Source organism: Alteromonas sp. ABH4_454 (assembly GCF_056311775.1).
This window is the reverse complement of the sequence record NZ_CM149972.1, coordinates 256,698-278,544: the sequence shown is the minus strand read 5'-3', so window position 1 is coordinate 278,544 and position 21,847 is coordinate 256,698. Positions and strand designations below refer to the sequence as shown.

Here is a 21,847-nt window from a genome sequence, read left to right as displayed (position 1 = left end):
GCTCTCCTTATACCGTGCTTGGGTCAGGTTCAGAGGGTTGCATCTTAGCCTTCGCTACTTCGCGCTCTTCCGTCGTTATTTCCTCGATTTCCACTGCTTTTCGGCACATCAACATAAGCGTTCCCATGTATGCGATTAAAAGCACTGTGTAAATGACAAGGTAAAGCGTGAATGACAGAGCAATATTGGCCGGTGGCAATTGGGTAACAGCATCAGCGGTTCTCAATACACCACTCACTAAATAAGGCTGGCGGCCTATTTCTGTAACGTACCAGCCTGCTAACGTTGCTATCCAACCGCTAAATGCCATACCTGCAAACGTGCGTTTAAGCCAAACGGGGAAGTCTTTCTTGCGAATAAGGTAAAGACTACCAAGCCATGAAACGGCCAGCATTAGCATGCCCATACCCACCATGACTCTGAAGCCGAAAAAAACAGGGGCAACAGGCGGATGTTCTCCCTCAAACTCATTAAGCCCTTTTATCTCTCCTTTGAGCTCATGGGTCAGAATTAAACTTGCACCGTAGGGAATAGGAATTTCAAAATGATTCTCTTTGTTTTCTTCGTCAGGAATTGCAAAAAGCAATAAAGGAGCGCCTTCTGTGGTTTCCCAAAGCCCTTCCATCGCCGCTACTTTCTGCGGCTGATGTTCAAGGGTATTTAAACCATGCATGTCGCCAGCAAAAATTTGCAGCGGAATTAACACTGCCGCCGTATAGGTGGCAGTTTTAAGCGCGAGCTTAGGCGCAAGCTTGTCGTCGCCTTTAAGCATGCGGTATGCCGAAAGCCCCGCTATTAAGAAACTAGCTGTCAATCCGGACGCTAACATCATATGAGCAAAGCGATAAGGGAAAGATGGGTTGAAAATGATTTCTGTCCAGTTTGTGGCATACACCACACCATCGACTACTTCAAAGCCTTGTGGGGTTTGCATCCAGCTATTAAGCGCTAGTATCCAGAATGCAGAGGTTGTGGTGCCAAGGGCAACAATAAGGGTAGACGCTGTATGCAGCCAGTTAGGCACACGGCGTATACCAAATAGCATGATGCCTAAAAACGTGGCTTCTAAGAAAAAAGCGGTCAGTACCTCGTAACCTAAGAGCGGACCGGCCACGTTACCCACTTTTTCCATGAATCCAGGCCAGTTAGTGCCGAACTGAAATGACATGGTGACGCCGCTGACAACACCTAATGCAAAACTTAGAGCAAAAACACGTACCCAAAAACGATACATGCGCATCCACACAGGGTGACCTGAAATGTTAGAACGCAGTTTAAAATAGAATAGAAACCAGCCCATCGCCATGGTGATGGTTGGAAATAAAATATGGAAACTAATATTTAACGCAAATTGTAATCGAGACAGCAAGAATGCATCCACAGAGAGCCCCCTTAGTTAACGCTGTTTTTCCCCGGAAGCAGCTTGTCCTTAAGCTCAAGCATACGGCCCACGCCAGAACCTAACTTCATCAACGTGTTTAGCTTTTCAGGTCCAAGATTTTGAAGCTCTTCAGACCATGCCGTAATTGATTCGAGTAAATCATGAATTTCGTTCAGTTTATGTTGGGCGTTTGCCTCCTTTTCATTAGCAGGTGCGTCAAGAAGCAAATCCCGAAGCAGGCTCATGGTTGGGTCTATTTCGCGCTTTCTGCGCTCTTCAAATACTCTGTTTGCTAATGTCCAGATATCGCCAGCGGGAATAAAGAACTCTTTTCTTTCGCCGGGAACGTGATGTTGTTTTACTAGGCGCCATGATTGAAGCTCTTTTAAACCCATACTGGTATTGCCTCTGGAGATATTGAGCGCATCGGCAACCTCTTGTGCCGAAATGGGCTCTTCGTTTAATACAATAAGCGCAAGAATTTGCCCTACTGTTCTATTAAAACCCCAGCGACTTCCCATTTCGCCAAAGTGCATGACTGCAGATGTAATTAAAGGCGTCATTTTCATTCTTATTTTCCAGAAGTTTCAGAAATTACTGAAAGTTTATTGCGTCAGATCAAAAAAAGCAACAATAAAAAGCTTTGTAAGCTAAATTTTATTGATAATTTAATAAAAGTTAATTAGGAAAGTTTCAACGATATTGCATGCTTTGGTTGCAATAAGTTGTTATCGTGGTTGTGTAATTAAAACCCTCATGAAAGTTAGCTTTCAAAATTTCTCGGCCAAGGCAATGCAACACGTTACAGATAAAAAGATAAAGACGCTTCAGAACTGCGAAGATGAAGCTATTCACCTAATCGAAAGTGTTCAAAGCTTTGGTTACGTTATAGCGGTAGACCCTGAAACTAAAAAAATTCAGGTGTTCAGTGAAAACATCAATGAACTATTTAAAGTCAGTATCACTGCGGGTGAAACCCTTATTACTGAACTCATCGATACCCCTTCTGATGATGCCCCCACTTTTCAAAGTATTTATCAAAGCGTAAAAGGCGGAGACACGCGCCGAGCGTATCAATGGAAATTTGCCGACAACGCGCTTCATTTAGACAACTGGGAAAAAGAGGGTAGCGGTGTCGCGTTCGATTCAAACGGTTTACTTGTTATTGAATTAGAGCCTACCCCGCAGCTTAGCTATGAAGCTGCCCAACAATGGGTACCGATGGACGTAGATATTCGCACATTGCTTCCTGATGTGGATGGGTGCGAGTCTATCGGTGATGTTGCAGACGCCATTGCGGGCGTATTTAAGCGCTACATAGGGTTTGATTCGGTGATGGTTTATCAGTTCGATAAAACCTATAGCGGAGAAGTAATTGGCGAAGCAAAATTACCAGCTTCACGCTCTTTCAAAGGTTTGAAATTTCCGGCATCTGATATTCCTAGCCAAGCCCGAGCTCTGTACTTAAAAAATCGCGTACGTTGCGTATTTGACGTAGAACAAAACCCTATTGCTTTAAAGCCAACAGTGCAAGAAGCAGAGCGACCGCCACTGGATTTATCCATGTCTATGGTTCGTTCAGTGTCGCCGGTTCATATTACTTATCTTAAAAACATGGGTATACGTTCATCGTTTTCAGTGTCCCTTGTGTTTGAAGGTAAACTTTGGGGGTTACTTGCTTGTCACAATAACGAGCCTAAATATATCGACCAAAAAAAGCGTTTGGTATGCGAATCCCTCGGTCATCTCTATGCGTGGCAGCTACACACTAAAGCCTTGCATGAAAAGAAAGAACAGTTTCAAATTCGCCAACGTAAGCTAAACACTATTATTCATCAGCTTACTGGCTTTGCTAACCCGCTTGAGGCGATAACCCAAAAAGAAAAAGGCCTTTTGGATGTTGCCAATGCATGTGGTATGGCGGTTATTACCCCTGTAGATAAATATTTAGTAGGTAAAACGCCCTCTGAACAAACATTAACTCGCCTTCTCGACAAATTCGTCATTCCAAATTCTGAAGAGTCAATTGCTATTAGCAAGCTGGCGGAAGAAGTGTCGGAGCAATGTGACCTCAATGGCATTCGCGGCATGTATATATCCTGTGTATCTGCCAAGCTTGGTTACTACACGGTTTGGTTTAGAGAGCAAAAAGACAAAACCATACGATGGGCGGGCCGCGAAGCCGCAAACAAAGATATTGGTAAGGTACTAACGCCTCGTAATTCCTTTGATATGTACTTACAAAGTGTTGCTGATGAGTCGATTGAGTGGAGTGAGGATGATCAGCTTATAATAGAAGGTTTTGATCATCTATTTATACCTTACGCGCTAAGCCTGAAAGCTTCGCTCGATAAGCAAATTAGTAAATTAGAAGAGTTAGATAAAGCTAAAGATCAGTTTTTAGCGAGTATTTCCCATGAACTTCGTTCACCCCTTAATTCAATTGTAGGTTGGACCGATTTAGCCCTGATGGATGTGACGAATGTCGATAGAATGTCCGACGCATTAGGCGTTATCAAACGCGCTGCGTCTACACAGGCCGCCTTAATAAATGACATTTTAGATTTGTCGCGCATTATCTCCGGCACCATGAAGCTCAGCACGCATTCACTTAATATTGCTTCATCTATTTCTGAGGTGGCTAAATCATTTGAAGCGGGCTTTGCCAGTAAAAATATTCAACTTTCAATCAATTGCGAAGACGAACATACCCAAATTCTGGGTGATAATTTGCGTATTAAGCAGGTGATAAACAATCTGCTCAGTAACGCTCTTAAATTTACAGCAAAAGGCGGAACCGTGCATGTGCGGGGCCGAAGAGAACACTCTAACTATTTGTTCCGTGTAAAAGACAACGGTAAAGGAATGACCCAAGATCAGATAGCCCGGGTTTTTGAGCGCTTTTACCAAGGTAAAGATTCTCATAACAAACTCGGCTTGGGGCTGGGTTTATCCATTGTAAAGAGCTTAGTTGAAATGCACGGCGGGGAAATTCGCGCCGAAAGTGATGGACCAAATTCCGGGACTACTTTCTTTGTATCTTTGCCTATTGCTCCTCTTAGCTTGCACGATGACATTATCGAAACCAAGAATAGCGAAATCAGTGATTTAACCGAGTCTTTGCGTTTAAGCGGTTTACGAATCTTGGTAGCAGAAGACGAGCAAGACGCCCGTGACTTTATAAAGTTATTTTTAGAGTCTAACGGTGCCCGCGTCAACGTAGTTAAAAACGGGCTGCTCGCATGGAAAGAGCTAAACGATATGCCCGAAGCTTTCGATCTATTACTGTCGGATATTGGCATGCCGGAAATGGATGGGTTAGGTCTAGTGTTAAAAATAAGAGCCAGCGAAATCCCCGAGATTGCGAAGCTCAACGCTGTGGCACTTACTGCATACGCCTATACATCAGACCGCGTTAAAGCCCTTAAAGCCGGCTTCAATAATTACGTATCTAAACCCGTTGACGGAGAAGAGTTGCTGACTATTTTGGAAATGTATATGCCAGAAACGTCACTCTAATAGCTGAAAACCGCGCCTGTAAGTCTAGTCAGCCTTCAGCGCGCGGATAAGTGCATACTGCGTGGCATTGTATTGACTACAACCTGAATACAGAGTCTTAAATCAGGCTCCGTTGATGCCCAACAGCGAGTTAGCATCTGTTAGGCTTTCAAAATTTATCTACCAGCGGCGAAGCAGTAGCTGGTAGGTGGTTTTATCTAGTAGTGAATCGCGAGGTAATGCATTTTCTTTAGAGGGAAGCGCAGCGCGAGCATCTTCTAACGATGCATACCCTTCACCGTTAATATAAAACACGCTATTTTCAGAAGTCGGTTTCCCGTCAAGGGAATAGGCCGTATTGAGTAAGTCAGAGGCGGTAGTTATGCTGCTATGCCCAATATAGTCGGCTACGCCATCTCCATTCACATCTTTCGTTAGCCATGCTAATGCAAGAGGCTGATTAAGTTCACCGCTATCTTGTAACGCCGATAGGGCTTGGTTAAATTTCGCAATAATGCTTTCAGCACTGGTAACATTTTTACTAATAGCTATTTGAAACCCTGTTTTTATTAGAGGTTTTGCTGAGAAGTGCAGAGTCTCTTCGTTATCGTTGGCAAGCAGTATATTTAGTTCTTGTGCGAGAAGCTGAGTGGTAATTAAGTAAGGTGCTCTATCATCGGCAAGTTGTCGAAAGGCATCAAAAGTTGTGGGATTACGCGACCACTTTACATTTTTAAGTAGTCTGAATGAGGGGGTATTGGCAAAGCGATTTTCTATGGCAACGCGATTGCCTTTTAAGTGAGGGAAAAGTTTTACGTCTTCTACCTCTGCCTCCTTACTCACCGCGTAAAGGTAAACAGGTAAGTAGATATCGGAGAGTATATAGTTGCCGCTATTTTCGCCTAAATTCATATAGGCGAATTCGCCGTCTAGTTTCCCTGTCAGAACAGAGCTGCCTAAAAAAGCTTGTCGCATAACCTGAAGTTGAATATTTAAATCGGCTTTCTGAAATATTTTTTCAAGCAAAGCATTAATTCGAGCAGGCTCACCATCATCGCTTATATAAGTTTCAAAGGTAGCGGCCCCCAAAGTCGTTGTGGCGGCTTGCAAAGGCGAAATGTTGACTAAACAAAGGGCTAGGCTTATACCTAACAGGGAAAGGCGTCGAGCGAAAAAAGAGAGCGAAAATGCGCTGAATCTTACCAAAAGTGAACTCCGAACTGCCGTCATGCATTTATTACACTGTAATGTAGTTAGTGACTTAATTCCAATAAACCCGTATCGGTTTAAATTAACAAAATGTAAGCGGCATCAATTAATCGTGTGTCATGCTAACGTCTAGGCAGGCTTTTGTTGAGAAAAGTCATTCGTGACGATAAGCCAGTTTCCATTACCCACTTAACGCCACGAATTTGATTGGGTGCGTAATTGAGGGCGTAATTGAATGCGTGTAAGTACGCGTAATATAAACTCTCAATTTAAACGTTTATTCGCCGAAGCTTCCCGCAGGACCTGGATAAACCACAACGCTTTCAACACCGTCTTTGTTCACGCTGGCAACGCCAAAAAAGTAGTTGTCGATAACAACGTTCTCAAGCATGGCTTCGGTCACATTGCCCACAAATTTACTGTATTCCCATTGCGGTGCATCAGTATGACGCCAATATACTTTGTACCCTTTAAGCTGAGGGTTCTCTTCAGCGTCTAGTGCATCCCACTTCAAAAAGGTTGAGGGCTGAACGGCGCCGGCAATTTCTACGTTTGCAGGTGGGTTAGGCGCCCACGCCATTGCTGCAAGAGAAACAGCGTTTAAACCGGTAAGCTTAGCGGCGTAGTCAAAGTTAACGCCATCTAAGGTATCACCATAGGCAATACCGTCTTCTACGCGAAGGTCTTGGTGCTGGCGGGTGTAGTTTTCGTTAGTTTCCATAATACGAATACCCGGGTAGCCCAAGTCGTTAAATGGGCGATGGTGGCCACCACGACCAAAGCGGTCCAAACGATAAATCACCATAGTGTCTAAATTCTCTATGTATTTATCCGCGATTTTATCAATATAGCGGGCAAGGTTCCGGCTTGGTGAGTCAACTTCACCCCCGGTGAAACGGCGCATTCGCGCTTCTTTTTCCGTTTCGGTTACGCGTGTACCTTCGGCAAACAAGCGAGCGGTGGTGTTATTAATCACACCGTTAACCCCTTCGATGTTGCCTATCATGTCATTATTGAGCACGGCTTTAATTCTCCAGCCGTCTTTTTTGGCCTGGTTTGCCATAATACGCCCGCCGAAAAGCCCTTGCTCTTCGCCAGATAGTGCAGCATACACGATACTGCCGTTAAACTTGTACTTTGATAATACTCGTGCCGCTTCAAGAGTTCCGGCAACACCCGAGGCGTTGTCGTTTGCACCCGGTGAGTCAGACGTGAAATCCATGACATCAGATACTCGTGAGTCAATGTCGCCAGACATAATCACATAGCGGTCCGGATCAGTACTACCACGCTGAATCGCAATTACGCTAACCACTTCCACTGGGTCTGGAATACGTTTCTCACCACTAATCACTTCTGATTGGTAGTACACTTCTAAGCAACCACCGCACTCAGTTGAAATTCTATCAAATTCAGATTTAATCCAGCGACGCGCAGCGCCTATACCACGGGTATCAGACTCGGTTTCAGAGAGAGTATGGCGTGTACCAAAGTTCACCAACTTGGTAATGTCTTTTTCAATGTTTTCGGCAGAGACATTTTTAGCAATATCGTAAAGTGCTTGCTGCTGTTCGCTTTGTGCGTGAGCAGCGAAAGAAACGGTGCCGCTCAATAATACAGCAGATGTCAGCAGGGTGTTTTTACTTATTTTTGCGCTTAAGTTAGCGAGTGCGGATAGGTTTTTTATCATTGTTCTCTCCAGTGTTTATCTTTTCACCATAACCAATACGTGGCTTGTCTACAATTGGAGTAAACCTGTTTAATGGTTGGTCATCGCAAGTCATTGCGATTGAAAAGCGGAGTAAGGCGCGGAGTATAAAAAACGATCTGTAACAAAGAATGAAAAAACCGGCATTCGCCGGCTTTCACAATATGAGGTTTACGCTAGCGCTTAAATAAAGGCAAACGCGTCGCCGAATAGGTTTTCAACTTTTAAACCGCGCTGAGTAAAATCGTCGCGCACTACTTTTGCCATTTCGAAGCGGCCGGCAACATATACTTGAACGTTCGCAAAGTCAGCGTGGTCTGCCATTACCGCGTGATGTACCCAGCCTGTTCTGCCTTTCCACTCGTCACATGCAAACTCTACAACCGGCACAAAAGTGAAGTGATCGTTAGCTTCAGCGAGTTCAGTTAGCTTGTCAGCTAAATACAAATCAGCCGCGTGTTTTCCACCCCAATAAAGGGTAAGTGGCGTTTTGTCACCGCTTTGAAGATGCTCTTGCAGAATTGAGTAGGTATACGAGAAGCCTGTACCACCAGCAATTAGCACCATTGGCAGACCGTTACTTTGCAAAAATGCATTGCCATTACCTACGTTTACGGTAATTTCGCCATCTGCACGCATGCGCTCTAGCACTTCACCAGCGTAGCTGTTGCCAGGCTCTGCACCAATGTGTAATTCAATGCGGCTGTTATCAAACGCGGCATTAGCAATAGAAAACGGGCGCATATCTTTTTCGCCCATCACCACCATAGCGTACTGACCCGCCTTAAACTCAACAGGGCTTTCTGGCGTCAATTCAACTTTTTGTACCACTTCGGTTAAAGGCGTGATGCTTGCAACCTTACACTTAATCTCTGACATGTATTCTCTTTAAACCTTCTTGCTAGCTTGTCGCCTTTTTATGCGCTTTGAGACAAGCGCATGCTTTAATAATCGTTAATAGCGCTACATCGAGTCGCTACATAATACCAAGACTGTCCCAAATATCATCAACCCGTTTTTTAACGTCTTCGTCCATCACAATGGGTACGCCCCATTCACGGTCGGTTTCGCCCGGCATTTTATTTGTGGCGTCCATACCCATTTTCGAACCTAGCCCTGATACCGGTGACGCAAAGTCCAAGTAATCGATAGGCGTATTTTCTATCATCACCGTGTCGCGGGCTGGGTCCATACGGGTAGTGATAGCCCAGATAACATCGTTCCAGTCGCGCGCGTTAACGTCGTCATCGCACACTATCACAAATTTTGTGTACATGAACTGTCGTAAGAAAGACCACACGCCCATCATCACTCGTTTGGCGTGACCCGGGTACTGTTTCTTCATGGTAACTACCGCCATACGATAAGAACAACCTTCTGGCGGCAAATAGAAGTCGACAATTTCAGGGAATTGCTTTTGCAAAATCGGCACAAATACTTCGTTTAGCGCAACACCTAAAATGGCTGGCTCATCGGGCGGGCGGCCAGTATAGGTTGAATGATAGATAGGATCTTTACGATGGGTAATATGCGTTACCGTAAACACTGGGAAGTCATCGACTTCATTGTAATACCCGGTGTGATCGCCGTATGGACCTTCAGGTGCTGTTTCATCTTGTGCGATATAGCCTTCAAGCACAATCTCGGCACTGGCAGGTACTTGTAAGTCGTTACTAATAGACTTAACTACTTCGGTTTTATCACCACGTAGTAAGCCCGCAAAAGCATATTCAGAAAGGGTATCTGGAACAGGAGTAACTGCACCTAAAATCGTAGCGGGATCTGCACCGAGCGCAACAGATACAGGGTAGGGTTCACCCGGATGAGTTTGACACCACTCACGAAAATCTAGCGCACCACCACGGTGTGATAGCCAGCGCATAATGAGTTTGTTTTTGCCAATAACTTGCTGACGGTAAATCCCCAAATTCTGGCGCTTTTTGTGTGGTCCTTTAGTAACACTCAAACCCCAGGTTACCAAAGGTGCAGCGTCACCCGGCCAACAGCGCTGAACCGGAATTTTTGATAAGTCTACATCGTCACCGGTAAGCACCACTTCCTGACAAGGGGCTTTTTTTAACACTTTAGCAGGCATGTTCAGCACTTGTTTAAACACAGGTAACTTTTCCCAAAGATCTTTAAGCCCTTTTGGAGGCTCTGGCTCTTTTAAGTAGGCCAGCAGTTTGCCCACTTCACGTAGCGCTTCAACAGAGTCTTGCCCCATGCCCATCGCTACGCGTTCGGGGGTACCAAATAAATTGGCCAGTACCGGCATATCGTGGTTTTTAGGGTTTTCAAACAACAGCGCAGGGCCGCCAGCACGCAAAGTCCTATCGGCAATTTCTGTCATTTCAAGGTCGGTATCAATGGGCTGGCTAATGCGCACTAACTCGCCTTTTGCTTCAAGCTGGCGAATAAAGTCGCGTAAATCTTTGTACTTCATCTGTTTGGCGTATCCACACACGTTATTTATGGCAAGAATATACCATTTTAGTGCAAAGTCCGATCAGTAAGCGGTGTGAAACCAACATTAAACGTTCTACAGACAAATTAACCTTTACAGTGGCGCCATTTAAGTGTGATATAGAAATATGTTATTAAATTTAACAATTACGGGCCAATAGCGCACGGCGTGCGTATTCTTACTTAGCCCTTCTATTTTAGTGCTTTGCTATAACACGCCGCAGTAATGCGCGTGCATTAAAACCCTAATAACCCTTTTTTTGCCTAAGGTGGTTACATGAGTTCATTCGATCAGGACATGCTAGACGAGTTAAATTTGCTACTGAAGTTTCCTGCAGACAGTCTACTTCAGGGGCTGAAAATTCATCACGATGCCAGTCAAAGCATGGTGAACGCAGCATCCAGGCTGTACTCGAAAGGCTTAATTACCCAGCCAGACGGTGGTTACCTAACTGATTTAGGTATTGATTTAGCCGACCACGCCCGTCATATCCAATCCGCCATGTGCCCGCGAAAAAGTAGTCATTAGCCTAAACGTTTTCTGCTATATCTTTTAGCAGATAGGCCAAAGTGAAATAGGCTTTGGCCGCTCGCGATTATTTACGTAAAGAAAAGCGTCTCTTGGTTAAGTTAATCTATAATAGGTCGATAACTAAACTAAGTTTGCGTTATCAACATTTATTGCTTAGCTATGAAACGAATTATATCTACCGCTTTATTAATCTGTGCCTCCGTAGCGGGGTTTTCTGCTCATGCGCTTGAAGGTGAGACGATAGAAGAACTGCGTGCAGTTCAGCTTTACAGTCAAGACGCGCTCATCGACATGATTAACGCGAATACTCACCTAGATAAAGTGGTAGAAGACAGATGTCAGCTTGTTCAAGACATTGAAGCTCGCGCTGATGTGTTAAAAATTCCAGCCTACCAATTTTTATGGGGTGATATGCTGGCGTGGGGCGTGTGCGTAGATGCTGCACCTGCTCGTGGAATTGGCTATATGGAAGATGCCGCGAATCAAGGTTTGCCTGCAGCACTAGAGCAGCTTGGGCGTTATTATGCAAAGGGCACGCTGGTACAGCAGGATAAAGCACGCGCGGTGGTGTACTTACGAGAAGCCGCGGCACTTAAAAACCTAAAAGCGCAGATTCGTTTGGTCGAGTTGTTTTTAGACGGTCACGGCAGCCCTTACGATTATGAAGATGCCTACCACTGGCTTTATAACTCTGTGACCAACGATAAAAAGCAGCACCAGCAAATAGCGTCATACCTCGCTCGCTTAGAAAAATTAATGCATCCGAAAGCTGTGCGTGAAGCAAAGCGTCCTTTAGATAGCTAAATGACATTAGTACCTAATTGATATCAAACGCCTAATTGATTACGAGAGTAGATTTAAACACAAGGGGAAGCAGGCAATCCGAGCAACAGGAAAAAGCTAGCAGTTAGCATGAGCTGGCTTCTGCAATAGCGATAGCCTTTGTGCATTTATGGCTTCAGTGCATTTTCACTCTAAAAGGGGCTTAACGCCTTCGCCAGCCTGTGAGTATAGGGCGAACTAACTGAATATTTCCCATATATTGCACAGCAAACACTGCAGCAACATGCACTAGCACACATGCGTAAAGCACATCGGCGATAATGCTGTGTATCCATTCCAGCGTACTATTACCGAACATGGCATCTATTTCTTCCATCATAAAACCGGTAATACCCAAGCCCAGCAGTAGCGTGATAACGGCCATTATCATTAGCCAGCCGAAAGGGTTATGGCCATGATGAGTGGGAACTTTCTTTTGTTTTACGTGTTGTATATGTTCAGCGAAGGCTTGTTGATGCAATGACACGTTAGAAAAGCTTGCGTATTCAGTGGCAACCTTTTTACTAGCTTCGAATTTGGTTGATAAAAAGCCCCAACTAACCCGTATGGATATAAGCGCTACCGCTGTGTAACCAGCTATTTCGTGATAAAGGCGACCTGGCTCCACAATAAAATAGTTGGTCACAAAGGTAGCGACAAGGCCCCAGTGGCACAGGCGCACTACCCAATCCCAAATATAAATATCCGAAGGCGTATCTTTAGGTCTGTACATTACATCACTTTCTTAAGGTAAAACAAAAACGCTGCAATAGGTTGCAGCGTTTTTATCAAGTATTAAAGCAAGCGAGCTATCAGCCGTTTGCTAAAACACACCTAGTGCATTTCTTTCTTAACAATGCTGCCATCAACAGGGTTAAAGTAAATTTCTACTTTGTTTTCTTCTTTATCAAAACCATAGATTTCGTAGCAGTTGCCGCCTGTTACTTTAAACTCGTTTATTTTGTAGCCTTGTGCTAAAAGCTGAGCCTGAAACGCATCTTGGTTTTGCCATTCAGCTTCAGGTGCAGTAGTACACTGCGTAGTGCCATGTTCTGCACTACACGCACTTAAAAGGGTTGCAGCGCCAATAGCCGTAGCCATCATTAATTTTCTCATTGCAGTCTCCATTTCGCTTTTTAGTTAAACGTTATTTCTGTCCTACGTGGAATGAGTGTACTTAGTTTGCTCTATGATTCAAAGGGTAGTTTTTGCAATAGACATATATCGCGGCGTACATTTTTGTTATTGTCGATATTCACGATATAGTTTTAAAAATTAGCGGGGTAAAGAACTATCGTTAGCGCGAGACGTGGCTTTCTTTTTTATGAAGGGTAAGCGTAAGTTCGAACCCACAGACACTTGCATATCTGACTAAAGTCTTCCAATTAGGGTTGCTATTCTCTTTTTCCAATCGGCTAATATTACTCTTGTGTGTTTGCATTTTTTGCGCAAGTTGCTCTTGAGTTAGCCCTGCCTCTTTCCTCATAGATATCAGCTGCTCGATAAGTGTGAACTCGCTTTCGAGGCGATCATATTCTTTTTTTACATCTTTATTTTTCAATGCTTCACGCTTAAGGTTTTGCAAAGTCATAGCTAGTGAACCTCTTTCATTCTCAATCTGGCGATCTGTATTACTTCTTTCGGCGTCTTCTGAGACTTTTTTATGAACGCATATAAAATATGTATCTGTCTTCCTTTTGTGTAGCAGAATAGCCCCCTACCGATTCCTTCTTTTGCTTTAGCTCTGACCTCGAACAACCCATTACTCATGGGTTTAGTATGAGGAGCCCCTAAGTTCGGGCCATGCTTTTCCATAAGTTCTAATAACCGTATAAACCGTGCCTGAATCTGTGGTGGCATAGCCAATATTTGCTCTTTAACGCCTCTGTGAAACCTGATCTCCCAATTCATCATTATTCCCATCGGGTTATCATTAATGATAACTTCTGTTGTGTATTTATTCAACAAAAGTTACATAGGGCTTTACTTAATAACAACTGAGTTCTGGTACAGAGCTGATTAGGGGAATAGAACCGGAGAGTCGTCTGTCACAAAAGTGCCTTTGACTTGTCACCTATGCTTCATCGAACCTTCGCAAAAGCGTTCTACATTCTTGTGCTTCGATAATTCTAAAAAGTAGGCAATGTCGCCAATCTACCGGTGAACTGCTTATAAAAACACATAAAACACCCACTAAGCACACGAAAGGAATGATTTGATGCGTCCTCTGTACCCTAGATCCGTTTATTCACGCTCTTTACTTGCTACAACGATTGCGTTTGCTCTATCAAGCGCTTCAATTGCACAAGAAGTAGCGCCCGACACAGCAAACGAAACTGACTATATAGAAGAGATTACAGTAACTGCCCAAATGCGTGAGCAGTCCGTAATGGATGTACCTGTTACTATGGATGTAATCGGAAGTGAGTTCTTAGAGCGCACCAACATTATGGAGCTTGACGAGCTTTCTCGAATATTGCCAAACGTTCAAATTCAGGAACAAGCCGTAAGCCTACCATCTTTTAATATTCGCGGTGTCACCGATGATGTTTCGTCAGTGGCGGCAACGCCTCGTATATCGGTATACCAAGATGGCCTTGATATCAGTAAAAAAACCATAGCTAGTGTGGCGCTTTACGATATTGCCCGCGTAGAGGTTTTAAAAGGCCCGCAGCCAACACTTTTTGGCGTAGCCGCGGCTAACGGAGCGGTAAGCATTCATTCTAACCTTCCTACCTTTGAACAGGAAGGCAAAGTGCAGGTTGGCTATAATTCAGAGCAAGGCCAAGAAGTTGAGTTTATGTACAACCAGCCTATTAACGACAACCACAGTTTCCGAATTGCCGGGCTTTACCGAGAAATGGACGGCATTGTAGAAAACAATGCCTGTAGCGCTGATTCATACTACGGTAATGCCAACATGTATAATCATTTAGGTGAAGAAGTACCGTGCAATAGCGAAGATCTTCAGGGGGTGTCGGTGCAAGCACTTCGCGCAACTTGGCTTGCAAGCTATGAGAAGCTAGAAATTATTGCTCGTGCGGCCATGGAGTATAATGACCAGCCGGGCATTGCTTTCAAGTCAGGTTCTATTGCACCAAATGATGGAGATACTAGCCCTTTTACCGATGCTGAGTTCAGCTTGGGCAGTGAGTTAGGTATTGAGCGTACGCTTCAAGCCTACGACTTAACTGTAAACTACGATTTCAACCAAATGCTTAGCCTACACGCCGATGCCTACTATAAAGATGTAGAAGTAAGCGAAGGTTTTGATGCTGATGGTTCAGCGTTGCGTATTCAAGATGCCTATTTCGATAACGATGCCACACTTCAAGGTGCGTCAATGCGTTTGGTGTATGACTCAGGTGACAAGCTTGCAGCGTTTGTTGGCGCGTCTATTACTCAAGATGAATCGATTTTGCCTTACTATGTGATGGTAGACCCATTTATACGAGGAACGTTTGATGCAGTAAGAGCACAGCTTGAGTCCACCTCGAACATTCCACTTAACCAAAATATCGCTACCGACGCATCGTTAGAAGACATTGAAGCGCTACGTGCCATGTTGGTGTCTCAGCTATTTAATGCCGATGGTTCACCTATTTCTAACCCAACTCTACCGCCTATATTGACACAAGGGCCGTTTATCTTTGAAGCTGAGCTAGACATTGCTTCCTACGTTGCTGAAGTGTCGTATTTTGTTACCGACAATATTAACGTAACGGCTGGCGTTCGCTACATTGATGAGACCCGTTATACGCGAAATACCTTTACCACTGCAGACGGTGCATTTACGTTCGATGCCGAGCGCGACTTTGACGATACTCTGCCACGCTTCGCGGTAAGCTATGACGTGAACAACAACTGGAACTTGTATGCGAACTACGCCAAAGGTCGTCGTTCACCGGTTGTGGATGCAAACGCGGGTGGCGTTAACGTGACAAAAGCTGAAATTGTAGATAGCTACGATTTGGGTGTTAAGTATCAAAGCGCCAACTTCCTGTTCTCGGGCGCCATTTTTACCTACGAATACAGCGACTATCAGCAAAGCTTTACCGATGCGGAAACCTTGCAGTCTATTACTGTAACGGTAGGCGATTCGACCATGTCGGGCATTGAAGGCATGGCGACCTATAACTACAGCGAAACACTCACGTTAACAGCAAGCCTAGGTTTCCTTGACGCTGAATTTGCTGACAGTACTGCTGATGGTTCTGAGTTCCAGTACGGCGGTAACAAATTCCGCCTTGCGCCAGAGGTCAGCGGTGCCATCAACATCAACAAAGTATTCAACATGAATAACTTCGACATTGACGTTAACTGGCTAACCAGCTTCCAATCTGAAGTGTTCTTTGAAAGCAGTAATTACCCTGGTCTTTCTCAAGACACTTATTCACTTACCGATGTTTCGGTGAAACTGCTTCAAGACAACAGCAAGTTTGCCTACGAATTTTACGTAAACAACCTGTTTGATAAAGAGTTCTTAATTGATGCAGGTAACACGGGTGGCGGCTTGGGCATTCCTACCTTCGTACGCGGCATGCCACGCATTGCTGGTGTGCGCGTTTACTACGAGTTTTAGAAATACCTAAAAATACAGGCGCTTAACTGGGTTAAGCGCCTTAATCTAAACAAATTCTATTTACTATGCGTTTATTTCATAGCTATGCGTATTAACCACTTTTCCTGCCTTGGTCAAAATCGCATCCACATAGTGCCAGGTCGCTTTAGCGTTATCCTCGCTAACGGTCAATGTCATAAAGCCGCGCTGGTGAAGATTACAGTACTGTAAATCATCAATAAGAAGCGGAAGTTCGTCGGCAAGGGTTTCTGCCATTTCATCATCCATACTTAAATAATGTTCCATACCGGGTGATGTCACGCCTGGTGTAGCAAGCTCAACGCCTACTTCTGTGCCATCTTTCAGGGTTAACTTATTGTGCCATGCATTATGAGTATCACCTGCAAGGGCAATAACGGGTTTGCCGATGGATTTTAGCTGCATCAGAACCTGTTCACGTTCAACAGGGTATCCATCCCATGCGTCTAAGTTGTAGGGCATTACCGTATTGATAAGCGCAAGCTCTTGTTCGCTAAGTGCGCCACCTTGCTTTTGTTTGCGTTTGATATTCGCGAGCCTATGTACATGAGCAGGAATATCTTTTCGTTCAACCCCATTAAAAACAGATACTGGGAAGAGCATGCGGCCTATCAATAGCTGCTGCCCTAACACCTGCCATTTAGCTTGGCTCTGCTGCATAGAAGAGTGCAGCCAGTTGCGCTGCGTTTCACCAAGTAAACCGCGATTCGGGTTGCCGATGTCTTTCATAAAACTAGCTTGGTCAAACGCTTTTGTTTCAGGATCGCGATAGTCGCCGTACTCAAGCTGTTTGTCGCGAGCAAGAACGCGGGTGTCGAGCATGTACAAGTCAAGAAGCTTACCAAAGGTAAACTGACGATAAATTTCTAAACGCTCAGTGCCAAACGGTGGGCGGATGGGTAGCCATTCGTAATAAGCTTGTACGGCGGCAGCGCGACGTTCATAAAAATCGCCTTCATCTGCTTGATGATTTTCCGCGCCGTCTTTATAAGTGTCGTTAGTAATTTCATGGTCATCCCACACCACAATAAATGGTTTGTTTTGGTGTAGCGCCAATAAACCTTCATCCGTGCGATATAGTGCATAGCGATTGCGATAGTCGGTTAGCGTATAAAGCTCGGTATCGTTATCAGGCGCATAGGTTCGGCCAATCTCTTTTGCATGCTCTGTCGCATAACCTTTGCCATCGTACTCATAAATGTAGTCGCCAAGGTGCAATACATAGTCGATGTTGTCGTTTTTCGCTGCTTCCATATAAGGCGTGAAAAAGCCAGCAGGGTAGTTGGAGCAAGAAAATATGCCGAACGTAACGTTAGACACATCAGCTTCAGGCAGTGTACGGGTTTCACCCACTGGGCTTGTATTATCAGCGCTTTTAAACCGGTAAAAATAACGGCTTGCTGGGGTAAGGCCTGTGACGTCTACCTTTACGGTAAAGTCATGCGTTGCTTTAGCTTCAACTATCCCGCTACTTACCACGTTGGCAAAATCAGCATCGCTTGCCATTTCCCATAAAATATCGGCTTTTGCTAAACCCGAGCCTGAATCTGTTGTCGGGACGGCGCGCGTCCAGATAATAACGGCGTCTTTTAACGGGTCGCCACTAGCCACACCATGGGTAAAGGTAGCGTTAGTTTGCGGTTGGCTATTTGCTGAATTGCTCACTGTGCAGCCCGCTAGCCCTGTAGACACTGCCACGCTCGCACCTGCGAATGACGACAGCTTTATAAACGTTCTTCTATCCATATGCCTGCTCTTTATAAGTTTGTAAGGTAACTGGTGATGTCATTGTTTTGTTGAACGCTCATGCAACAAAAACCAAAACCCATTTTTATACTGAGTGTTTGTGACATAGAGATGTCAGGTTGTGATTCCACAATAACGCGCAATCTTTTAGTGCAAATACTGTTATACTGTGCAGCAAATAACCACATGAACCAAAATTGGTTTGTGTGTCTAAAAAATCATATTCAATGTTTTCCATAGCGCTTTTAAGAGAAAGGCCACCAACGAAGACGTTTTGAACAAAGCAATTAAAGGTAATTTAAAAATACATGAGTGACGATCCGCATTATCAGCGCGAGAAAGAGAAGTACGAAAATCCGGTAGCCAGCCGCGAATACTTAATGAGTTTATTAAAAGAACACGACAAGCCGTTGTCGTTTCTTGATATCTGTAATTTGGTGAACGCGTTCGATGAAGAAGCGCGAATTGGTATTCAGCGCCGACTACGTGCCATGGAGCGCGAAGGGCAGGTGCAATTCACTAAGCAGAAAAAGTACATACTTCAAAACCGTGATGAACTCATAAAAGGCAGAATTATTGGTCACCGAGATGGTTACGGCTTCTTGCGTCCTGAAGACAAAAGCGGTGACTTATTTATAAGTGCTGGGCAAATGAATTTGTTCCTTCACGATGACGTGGTAGAAGCGCGTATTAGCGGTACCGACCGTCGCGGCAGAAAAGAAGCCTTTGTGACGCAAGTCATTGAGCCGCGCAGCGAACCTATTGTTGGTCGTTATTTTGTTGAGCAAGGCTTTGGCATGGTAGTGCCAGACGACAGCCGTTTGCAGCATGAAATTGTCATTCCACCAGAAAGCACTAACGGCGCCCGCATGGGGCAGGTAGTAGTGGTAGAGCTTACTCAGCGCCCTCGCCGTAAGATGAACCCGGTGGGCAAAATTGTGGAAGTACTTGGTGAGCATATGGCGCCGGGAATGGAAATAGAAATGGCGCTTCGCACGTTCGATATTCCACACCAGTGGCCAAATGGCGTAACCAAGCAGGTGGAAAAGCTTACCGACCAGGTGCCTGATGAAGCAAAAGAAGGTCGCATCGACTTGCGCCAGCTTCCCCTTGTTACCATAGACGGCGAAGACGCCCGCGACTTTGACGATGCAGTATACTGCGAACCGCTAGACGATGGTGGCTGGCAACTATGGGTAGCCATAGCCGATGTAAGTCATTATGTAAGAACAGGCTCAGCCCTTGATGATGAAGCCCAGCAGCGCGGTAACTCGGTCTATTTCCCTGACCAAGTAATTCCTATGCTTCCAGAGGTATTGTCTAACGGTTTGTGTTCATTGAACCCTGAAGTAGACCGCCTTTGTATGGTGTGTGAAATGACCATCAGTGCAAATGGCAAACTAGAAGAATTCCAGTTTTACGAAGCGGTCATGAACTCACACGCCCGTTTAACCTACACTAAAGTGTGGAATATTCTGCAGGGCGACAAAGAACTTCATCAGCGTTACGAGCCTCATGTACCTCATTTACGTAATCTTCACGACTTGTACCGCGCGCTTAAAAAAGCCCGTGCCAAGCGTGGTGCTATTGAGTTTGAAACCCAGGAAGTGAAGTTCGTTTTCAACGCCCAGCGCAAAATTGAAAATATCGTGCCTTTAGTGCGTAACGATGCGCATAAGCTTATTGAAGAATGCATGATCATGGCGAACGTAAGTGCGGCGTTGATGTTAGAAAAGCATGAAGCGCCAGCGCTATATCGTGTGCATGACAAACCAGACGCCGACAGACTTACTGCTTTTACCAGCTACTTAAGTGAAATTGGTATCCCTCATGCCATTGTAGAAGATGCTGAGCCAGCCGCGTTTACCGATGTAGTGCTTAAAACCCGCGGTCGAGTAGACGAAGAGCTTATTCAAACCATGCTGCTACGCTCAATGAAGCAAGCGGTTTACGATGGCGAAAACGTAGGGCACTTTGGTTTGGCACTAGAAGCTTACGCCCACTTTACATCACCTATCCGTCGTTACCCTGATTTAGTGGTACACCGTGCGCTGAAAGGCATTATTGCTAAACAGCAGGGTAAAAAAGCGGTAAGCGGTGCTAAAAACTACACTGTTGAAGAAATTGAGCAGCTTGGTGAACAGTGTTCAATGACAGAACGCCGCGCTGATGATGCGACTCGCGATGTGGCCGACTGGCTTAAATGCGAGTTCATGCTCGACCATGTTGGCGACACCTTCGAAGGGGTAGTGAGCTCGGTCACTAACTTTGGCTTATTTGTGCGTCTTACTGAATACCATATTGACGGCTTAGTACATATAACATCATTAGATGATGACTATTATCACTATGATGATGTTAAACAAGCGCTAGTGGGTGAGTCGGGCCATCGTCAGTTTAGACTTGGTGATACGGTTGAAGTAACCGTTGCGGCAGTTAACCTTGATGAAAGAAAGATTGATTTATTACTCGATAAGTCTATGCTGCGCAGCACTAAAGGCAAGAAGGTAAAAGTGAAGACAGCTAAAAAGGCTTCAGACAAACCTACTCGCTTTGATAACAAATCCCGCTCTGGTAAAGACTCCCGTTCTGATAAGAAAGGGAGCAAAGGTAAAGGCGGCACAAACTCGTCTAGTCGAAGCGGTGGAAAATCGTCAAGTCGCGGCAGCGCAAAAGGCGGTAGCAGCGGAAAAACATTGTCATTGAATAAAAGAGGTAAGCGTTAAATGGCGCAGCAAGAATGGTTATACGGTTTACATGCCATGCAGTCGGTACTTGAAAAAGAGCCCGAGCGTGTAATGGAAGTGTGGGTTTTAAAAGGGCGTAACGATGAACGCTTGACCAACATTGTTAACCAAGCCCGCCGTTTCGGAATTTCAGTTCAGTTCAGCCAGCGTAAAGCGTTAGACGAGAAAGTAAACGGCGAACAGCATCAAGGCGTTGTTGCCAAAGCAAAGCCTGCTCGCGTATTGGATGAGGCTGACCTTGATAAAATACTTGAGCGAGAGTCGCAGCCACTAATTTTGGTGTTAGACGGTATTACCGACCCTCATAACCTAGGGGCGTGCCTACGTACAGCTGATGGTGCGGGCGTACACGCTGTGGTTGTACCTAAAGACAAGTCGGCAAGTTTAAACGGTACAGTGCGAAAAGTGGCCTGTGGGGCAGCTGAAGTTATGCCACTAATCCAAATTACAAACCTTGCTAGAACCTTAAAACACCTTCAAGACAAAGGGCTTTGGATTGTGGGTACCGCCGGTGAAACCGATAAAACCCTTTATGATGTAGACCTGAAAGGCCCAACTGCACTAGTGATGGGTGCAGAAGGTAAGGGCATGCGTCGACTAACAAAAGAAACCTGTGACGAATTGGTTAAGTTACCCATGGCTGGTAGCGTAACAAGTTTGAACGTGTCGGTAGCAACTGGCGTGTGTTTATACGAAATCGTAAGGCAGCGCAGTATGTAAAGACTAGCGGCCTGTATTAGCTGGCTTATTGCAACTAATATAATAATACTTATGAAAAAAGCGCGTGATCCGAGAGGGTCACGCGCTTTTTGCTTTTAAGTAAAAATAATAAGAGTTTTAATATTTTGTTACATTTTGTATTGTAAAATAAATGTTAATTATGAAATTTTATTCCTAACATGAATTTGCTCGTAGAACGCATTTGGCGCGCTTTTCATCAAGTGTGGTGTTTTTTTTAGTATTTTTAAAGGTATAAAAAATACTCACCAGGGTTAAGGCAACATACTCAACTGTTTGATTAGCCGCCTAATATGAGCTCTGTAGCTAACCTGCTTATCGCTAGTTAGCTATTAACCTGACAAACGGGTAGGTCGTTGCAACGCTGTTGCGTCGGTTGTCATGGATGAGCTTTTCGTATGAG

At 44.8% G+C, this 21,847-nt stretch carries 17 protein-coding genes; 6 read left to right on the top strand and 11 right to left on the bottom strand.

Features of this window, described 5'->3' with window-relative positions; genetic code table 11:
• Nucleotides 1–7: 7 nt before the first annotated feature.
• Together ACYX4W_RS01210 and ACYX4W_RS01205 are read right to left on the bottom strand one after the other, a co-directional pair.
• Nucleotides 8–1,381, bottom strand: coding sequence for a cytochrome ubiquinol oxidase subunit I (locus tag ACYX4W_RS01210; protein ID WP_476074455.1), 1,374 nt, complete (start codon nt 1,379–1,381; stop codon nt 8–10).
• Nucleotides 1,382–1,392: 11 nt separating this feature from the next.
• Complete coding sequence (locus ACYX4W_RS01205; RefSeq protein ID WP_136783374.1) at nt 1,393–1,950, bottom strand: GbsR/MarR family transcriptional regulator; 558 nt, start codon at nt 1,948–1,950, stop codon at nt 1,393–1,395.
• 223 nt (nt 1,951–2,173) lie between these two features.
• Between ACYX4W_RS01205 and ACYX4W_RS01200 the strand changes: the two genes are divergently transcribed.
• Nucleotides 2,174–4,900 (top strand): ATP-binding protein, encoded by a 2,727-nt coding sequence (locus tag ACYX4W_RS01200; RefSeq protein WP_476074454.1) that lies wholly within the window; start codon nt 2,174–2,176, stop codon nt 4,898–4,900.
• 159 nt (nt 4,901–5,059) lie between these two features.
• Here ACYX4W_RS01200 and ACYX4W_RS01195 read toward each other — a convergent pair whose 3' ends face one another.
• The 4 genes from ACYX4W_RS01195 to ubiD all read right to left on the bottom strand — a co-directional run bounded on the left by ACYX4W_RS01195 (nt 5,060) and on the right by ubiD (nt 10,239).
• Entirely contained in the window at nt 5,060–6,085 is a 1,026-nt protein-coding gene (locus ACYX4W_RS01195; RefSeq protein ID WP_476074453.1) for a substrate-binding periplasmic protein, read from the bottom strand.
• A 280-nt stretch (nt 6,086–6,365) separates the two neighbouring features.
• Nucleotides 6,366–7,778 carry a M28 family metallopeptidase gene (locus tag ACYX4W_RS01190; protein WP_476074452.1) on the bottom strand — a complete coding sequence of 471 codons (1,413 nt, stop codon included), beginning with the start codon at nt 7,776–7,778 and terminating at the stop codon, nt 6,366–6,368.
• A 201-nt stretch (nt 7,779–7,979) separates the two neighbouring features.
• Nucleotides 7,980–8,675, bottom strand: a complete 696-nt coding sequence (gene fre / locus ACYX4W_RS01185) for an NAD(P)H-flavin reductase (protein ID WP_476074451.1) — start codon at nt 8,673–8,675, stop codon at nt 7,980–7,982.
• A 97-nt stretch (nt 8,676–8,772) separates the two neighbouring features.
• The gene (gene ubiD, locus ACYX4W_RS01180; protein ID WP_179984729.1) at nt 8,773–10,239 is read right to left on the bottom strand and encodes a 4-hydroxy-3-polyprenylbenzoate decarboxylase; all 1,467 of its coding nucleotides are present in this window, start codon (nt 10,237–10,239) and stop codon (nt 8,773–8,775) included.
• Between the two features lie 297 nt (nt 10,240–10,536).
• Here ubiD and ACYX4W_RS01175 point away from each other — a divergent pair, with 297 nt between their 5' ends.
• Together ACYX4W_RS01175 and ACYX4W_RS01170 are read left to right on the top strand one after the other, a co-directional pair.
• Complete coding sequence (locus ACYX4W_RS01175) at nt 10,537–10,788, top strand: TIGR02647 family protein (protein WP_118491853.1); 252 nt, start codon at nt 10,537–10,539, stop codon at nt 10,786–10,788.
• A gap of 162 nt (nt 10,789–10,950) precedes the next feature.
• Nucleotides 10,951–11,595: a tetratricopeptide repeat protein gene (locus tag ACYX4W_RS01170; protein ID WP_476074450.1), complete on the top strand. Its 645-nt coding sequence runs from the start codon at nt 10,951–10,953 to the stop codon at nt 11,593–11,595.
• 181 nt (nt 11,596–11,776) lie between these two features.
• On the opposite strand, the gene ACYX4W_RS01165 is transcribed toward ACYX4W_RS01170, so the two are convergent.
• The 4 genes from ACYX4W_RS01165 to ACYX4W_RS01150 all read right to left on the bottom strand — a co-directional run bounded on the left by ACYX4W_RS01165 (nt 11,777) and on the right by ACYX4W_RS01150 (nt 13,473).
• Nucleotides 11,777–12,346 (bottom strand): cytochrome b/b6 domain-containing protein, encoded by a 570-nt coding sequence (locus tag ACYX4W_RS01165; protein ID WP_474804401.1) that lies wholly within the window; start codon nt 12,344–12,346, stop codon nt 11,777–11,779.
• Between the two features lie 101 nt (nt 12,347–12,447).
• On the bottom strand, nt 12,448–12,729 hold the full coding sequence (locus ACYX4W_RS01160) for a PepSY domain-containing protein (protein ID WP_476055668.1): 282 nt from the start codon (nt 12,727–12,729) through the stop codon (nt 12,448–12,450).
• Between the two features lie 181 nt (nt 12,730–12,910).
• The gene (locus ACYX4W_RS01155; protein ID WP_476074449.1) at nt 12,911–13,204 is read right to left on the bottom strand and encodes a helix-turn-helix domain-containing protein; all 294 of its coding nucleotides are present in this window, start codon (nt 13,202–13,204) and stop codon (nt 12,911–12,913) included.
• 2 nt (nt 13,205–13,206) lie between these two features.
• Nucleotides 13,207–13,473: a type II toxin-antitoxin system RelE/ParE family toxin gene (locus ACYX4W_RS01150; protein ID WP_476075425.1), complete on the bottom strand. Its 267-nt coding sequence runs from the start codon at nt 13,471–13,473 to the stop codon at nt 13,207–13,209.
• 358 nt (nt 13,474–13,831) lie between these two features.
• On the opposite strand from ACYX4W_RS01150, the gene ACYX4W_RS01145 reads away from it, so the two are divergent.
• The gene (locus tag ACYX4W_RS01145; protein ID WP_476074448.1) at nt 13,832–16,195 is read left to right on the top strand and encodes a TonB-dependent receptor; all 2,364 of its coding nucleotides are present in this window, start codon (nt 13,832–13,834) and stop codon (nt 16,193–16,195) included.
• 63 nt (nt 16,196–16,258) lie between these two features.
• On the opposite strand, the gene ACYX4W_RS01140 is transcribed toward ACYX4W_RS01145, so the two are convergent.
• The gene (locus ACYX4W_RS01140; RefSeq protein WP_476074447.1) at nt 16,259–17,959 is read right to left on the bottom strand and encodes an alkaline phosphatase D family protein; all 1,701 of its coding nucleotides are present in this window, start codon (nt 17,957–17,959) and stop codon (nt 16,259–16,261) included.
• A gap of 308 nt (nt 17,960–18,267) precedes the next feature.
• Between ACYX4W_RS01140 and rnr the strand changes: the two genes are divergently transcribed.
• Together rnr and rlmB are read left to right on the top strand one after the other, a co-directional pair.
• A complete protein-coding gene (rnr, locus tag ACYX4W_RS01135; protein WP_476074446.1) occupies nt 18,268–20,685 on the top strand; it encodes a ribonuclease R in 2,418 nt (805 codons plus the stop codon).
• Nucleotides 20,686–21,426 (top strand): 23S rRNA (guanosine(2251)-2'-O)-methyltransferase RlmB, encoded by a 741-nt coding sequence (gene rlmB / locus ACYX4W_RS01130; RefSeq protein ID WP_474856444.1) that lies wholly within the window; start codon nt 20,686–20,688, stop codon nt 21,424–21,426. It begins immediately after the preceding gene.
• Nucleotides 21,427–21,847: the final 421 nt, after the last annotated feature.

Excerpts from the sequence above, each read along its gene's own strand:
- ACYX4W_RS01205 (WP_136783374.1), bottom strand. The coding sequence starts at position 1,950 with ATGAAAATGACGCCTTTAATTACATCTGCAGTCATGCACTTTGGCGAA.
- ACYX4W_RS01200 (WP_476074454.1), top strand. The coding sequence starts at position 2,174 with ATGCAACACGTTACAGATAAAAAGATAAAGACGCTTCAGAACTGCGAA.
- ACYX4W_RS01190 (WP_476074452.1), bottom strand. The coding sequence starts at position 7,778 with ATGATAAAAAACCTATCCGCACTCGCTAACTTAAGCGCAAAAATAAGT.
- fre (WP_476074451.1), bottom strand. The coding sequence starts at position 8,675 with ATGTCAGAGATTAAGTGTAAGGTTGCAAGCATCACGCCTTTAACCGAA.
- ubiD (WP_179984729.1), bottom strand. The coding sequence starts at position 10,239 with ATGAAGTACAAAGATTTACGCGACTTTATTCGCCAGCTTGAAGCAAAA.
- ACYX4W_RS01175 (WP_118491853.1), top strand. The coding sequence starts at position 10,537 with ATGAGTTCATTCGATCAGGACATGCTAGACGAGTTAAATTTGCTACTG.
- ACYX4W_RS01170 (WP_476074450.1), top strand. The coding sequence starts at position 10,951 with ATGAAACGAATTATATCTACCGCTTTATTAATCTGTGCCTCCGTAGCG.
- ACYX4W_RS01165 (WP_474804401.1), bottom strand. The coding sequence starts at position 12,346 with ATGTACAGACCTAAAGATACGCCTTCGGATATTTATATTTGGGATTGG.
- ACYX4W_RS01160 (WP_476055668.1), bottom strand. The coding sequence starts at position 12,729 with ATGAGAAAATTAATGATGGCTACGGCTATTGGCGCTGCAACCCTTTTA.
- ACYX4W_RS01155 (WP_476074449.1), bottom strand. The coding sequence starts at position 13,204 with ATGACTTTGCAAAACCTTAAGCGTGAAGCATTGAAAAATAAAGATGTA.
- ACYX4W_RS01150 (WP_476075425.1), bottom strand. The coding sequence starts at position 13,473 with ATGCCACCACAGATTCAGGCACGGTTTATACGGTTATTAGAACTTATG.
- ACYX4W_RS01145 (WP_476074448.1), top strand. The coding sequence starts at position 13,832 with ATGCGTCCTCTGTACCCTAGATCCGTTTATTCACGCTCTTTACTTGCT.
- ACYX4W_RS01140 (WP_476074447.1), bottom strand. The coding sequence starts at position 17,959 with ATGGATAGAAGAACGTTTATAAAGCTGTCGTCATTCGCAGGTGCGAGC.
- rnr (WP_476074446.1), top strand. The coding sequence starts at position 18,268 with ATGAGTGACGATCCGCATTATCAGCGCGAGAAAGAGAAGTACGAAAAT.
- rlmB (WP_474856444.1), top strand. The coding sequence starts at position 20,686 with ATGGCGCAGCAAGAATGGTTATACGGTTTACATGCCATGCAGTCGGTA.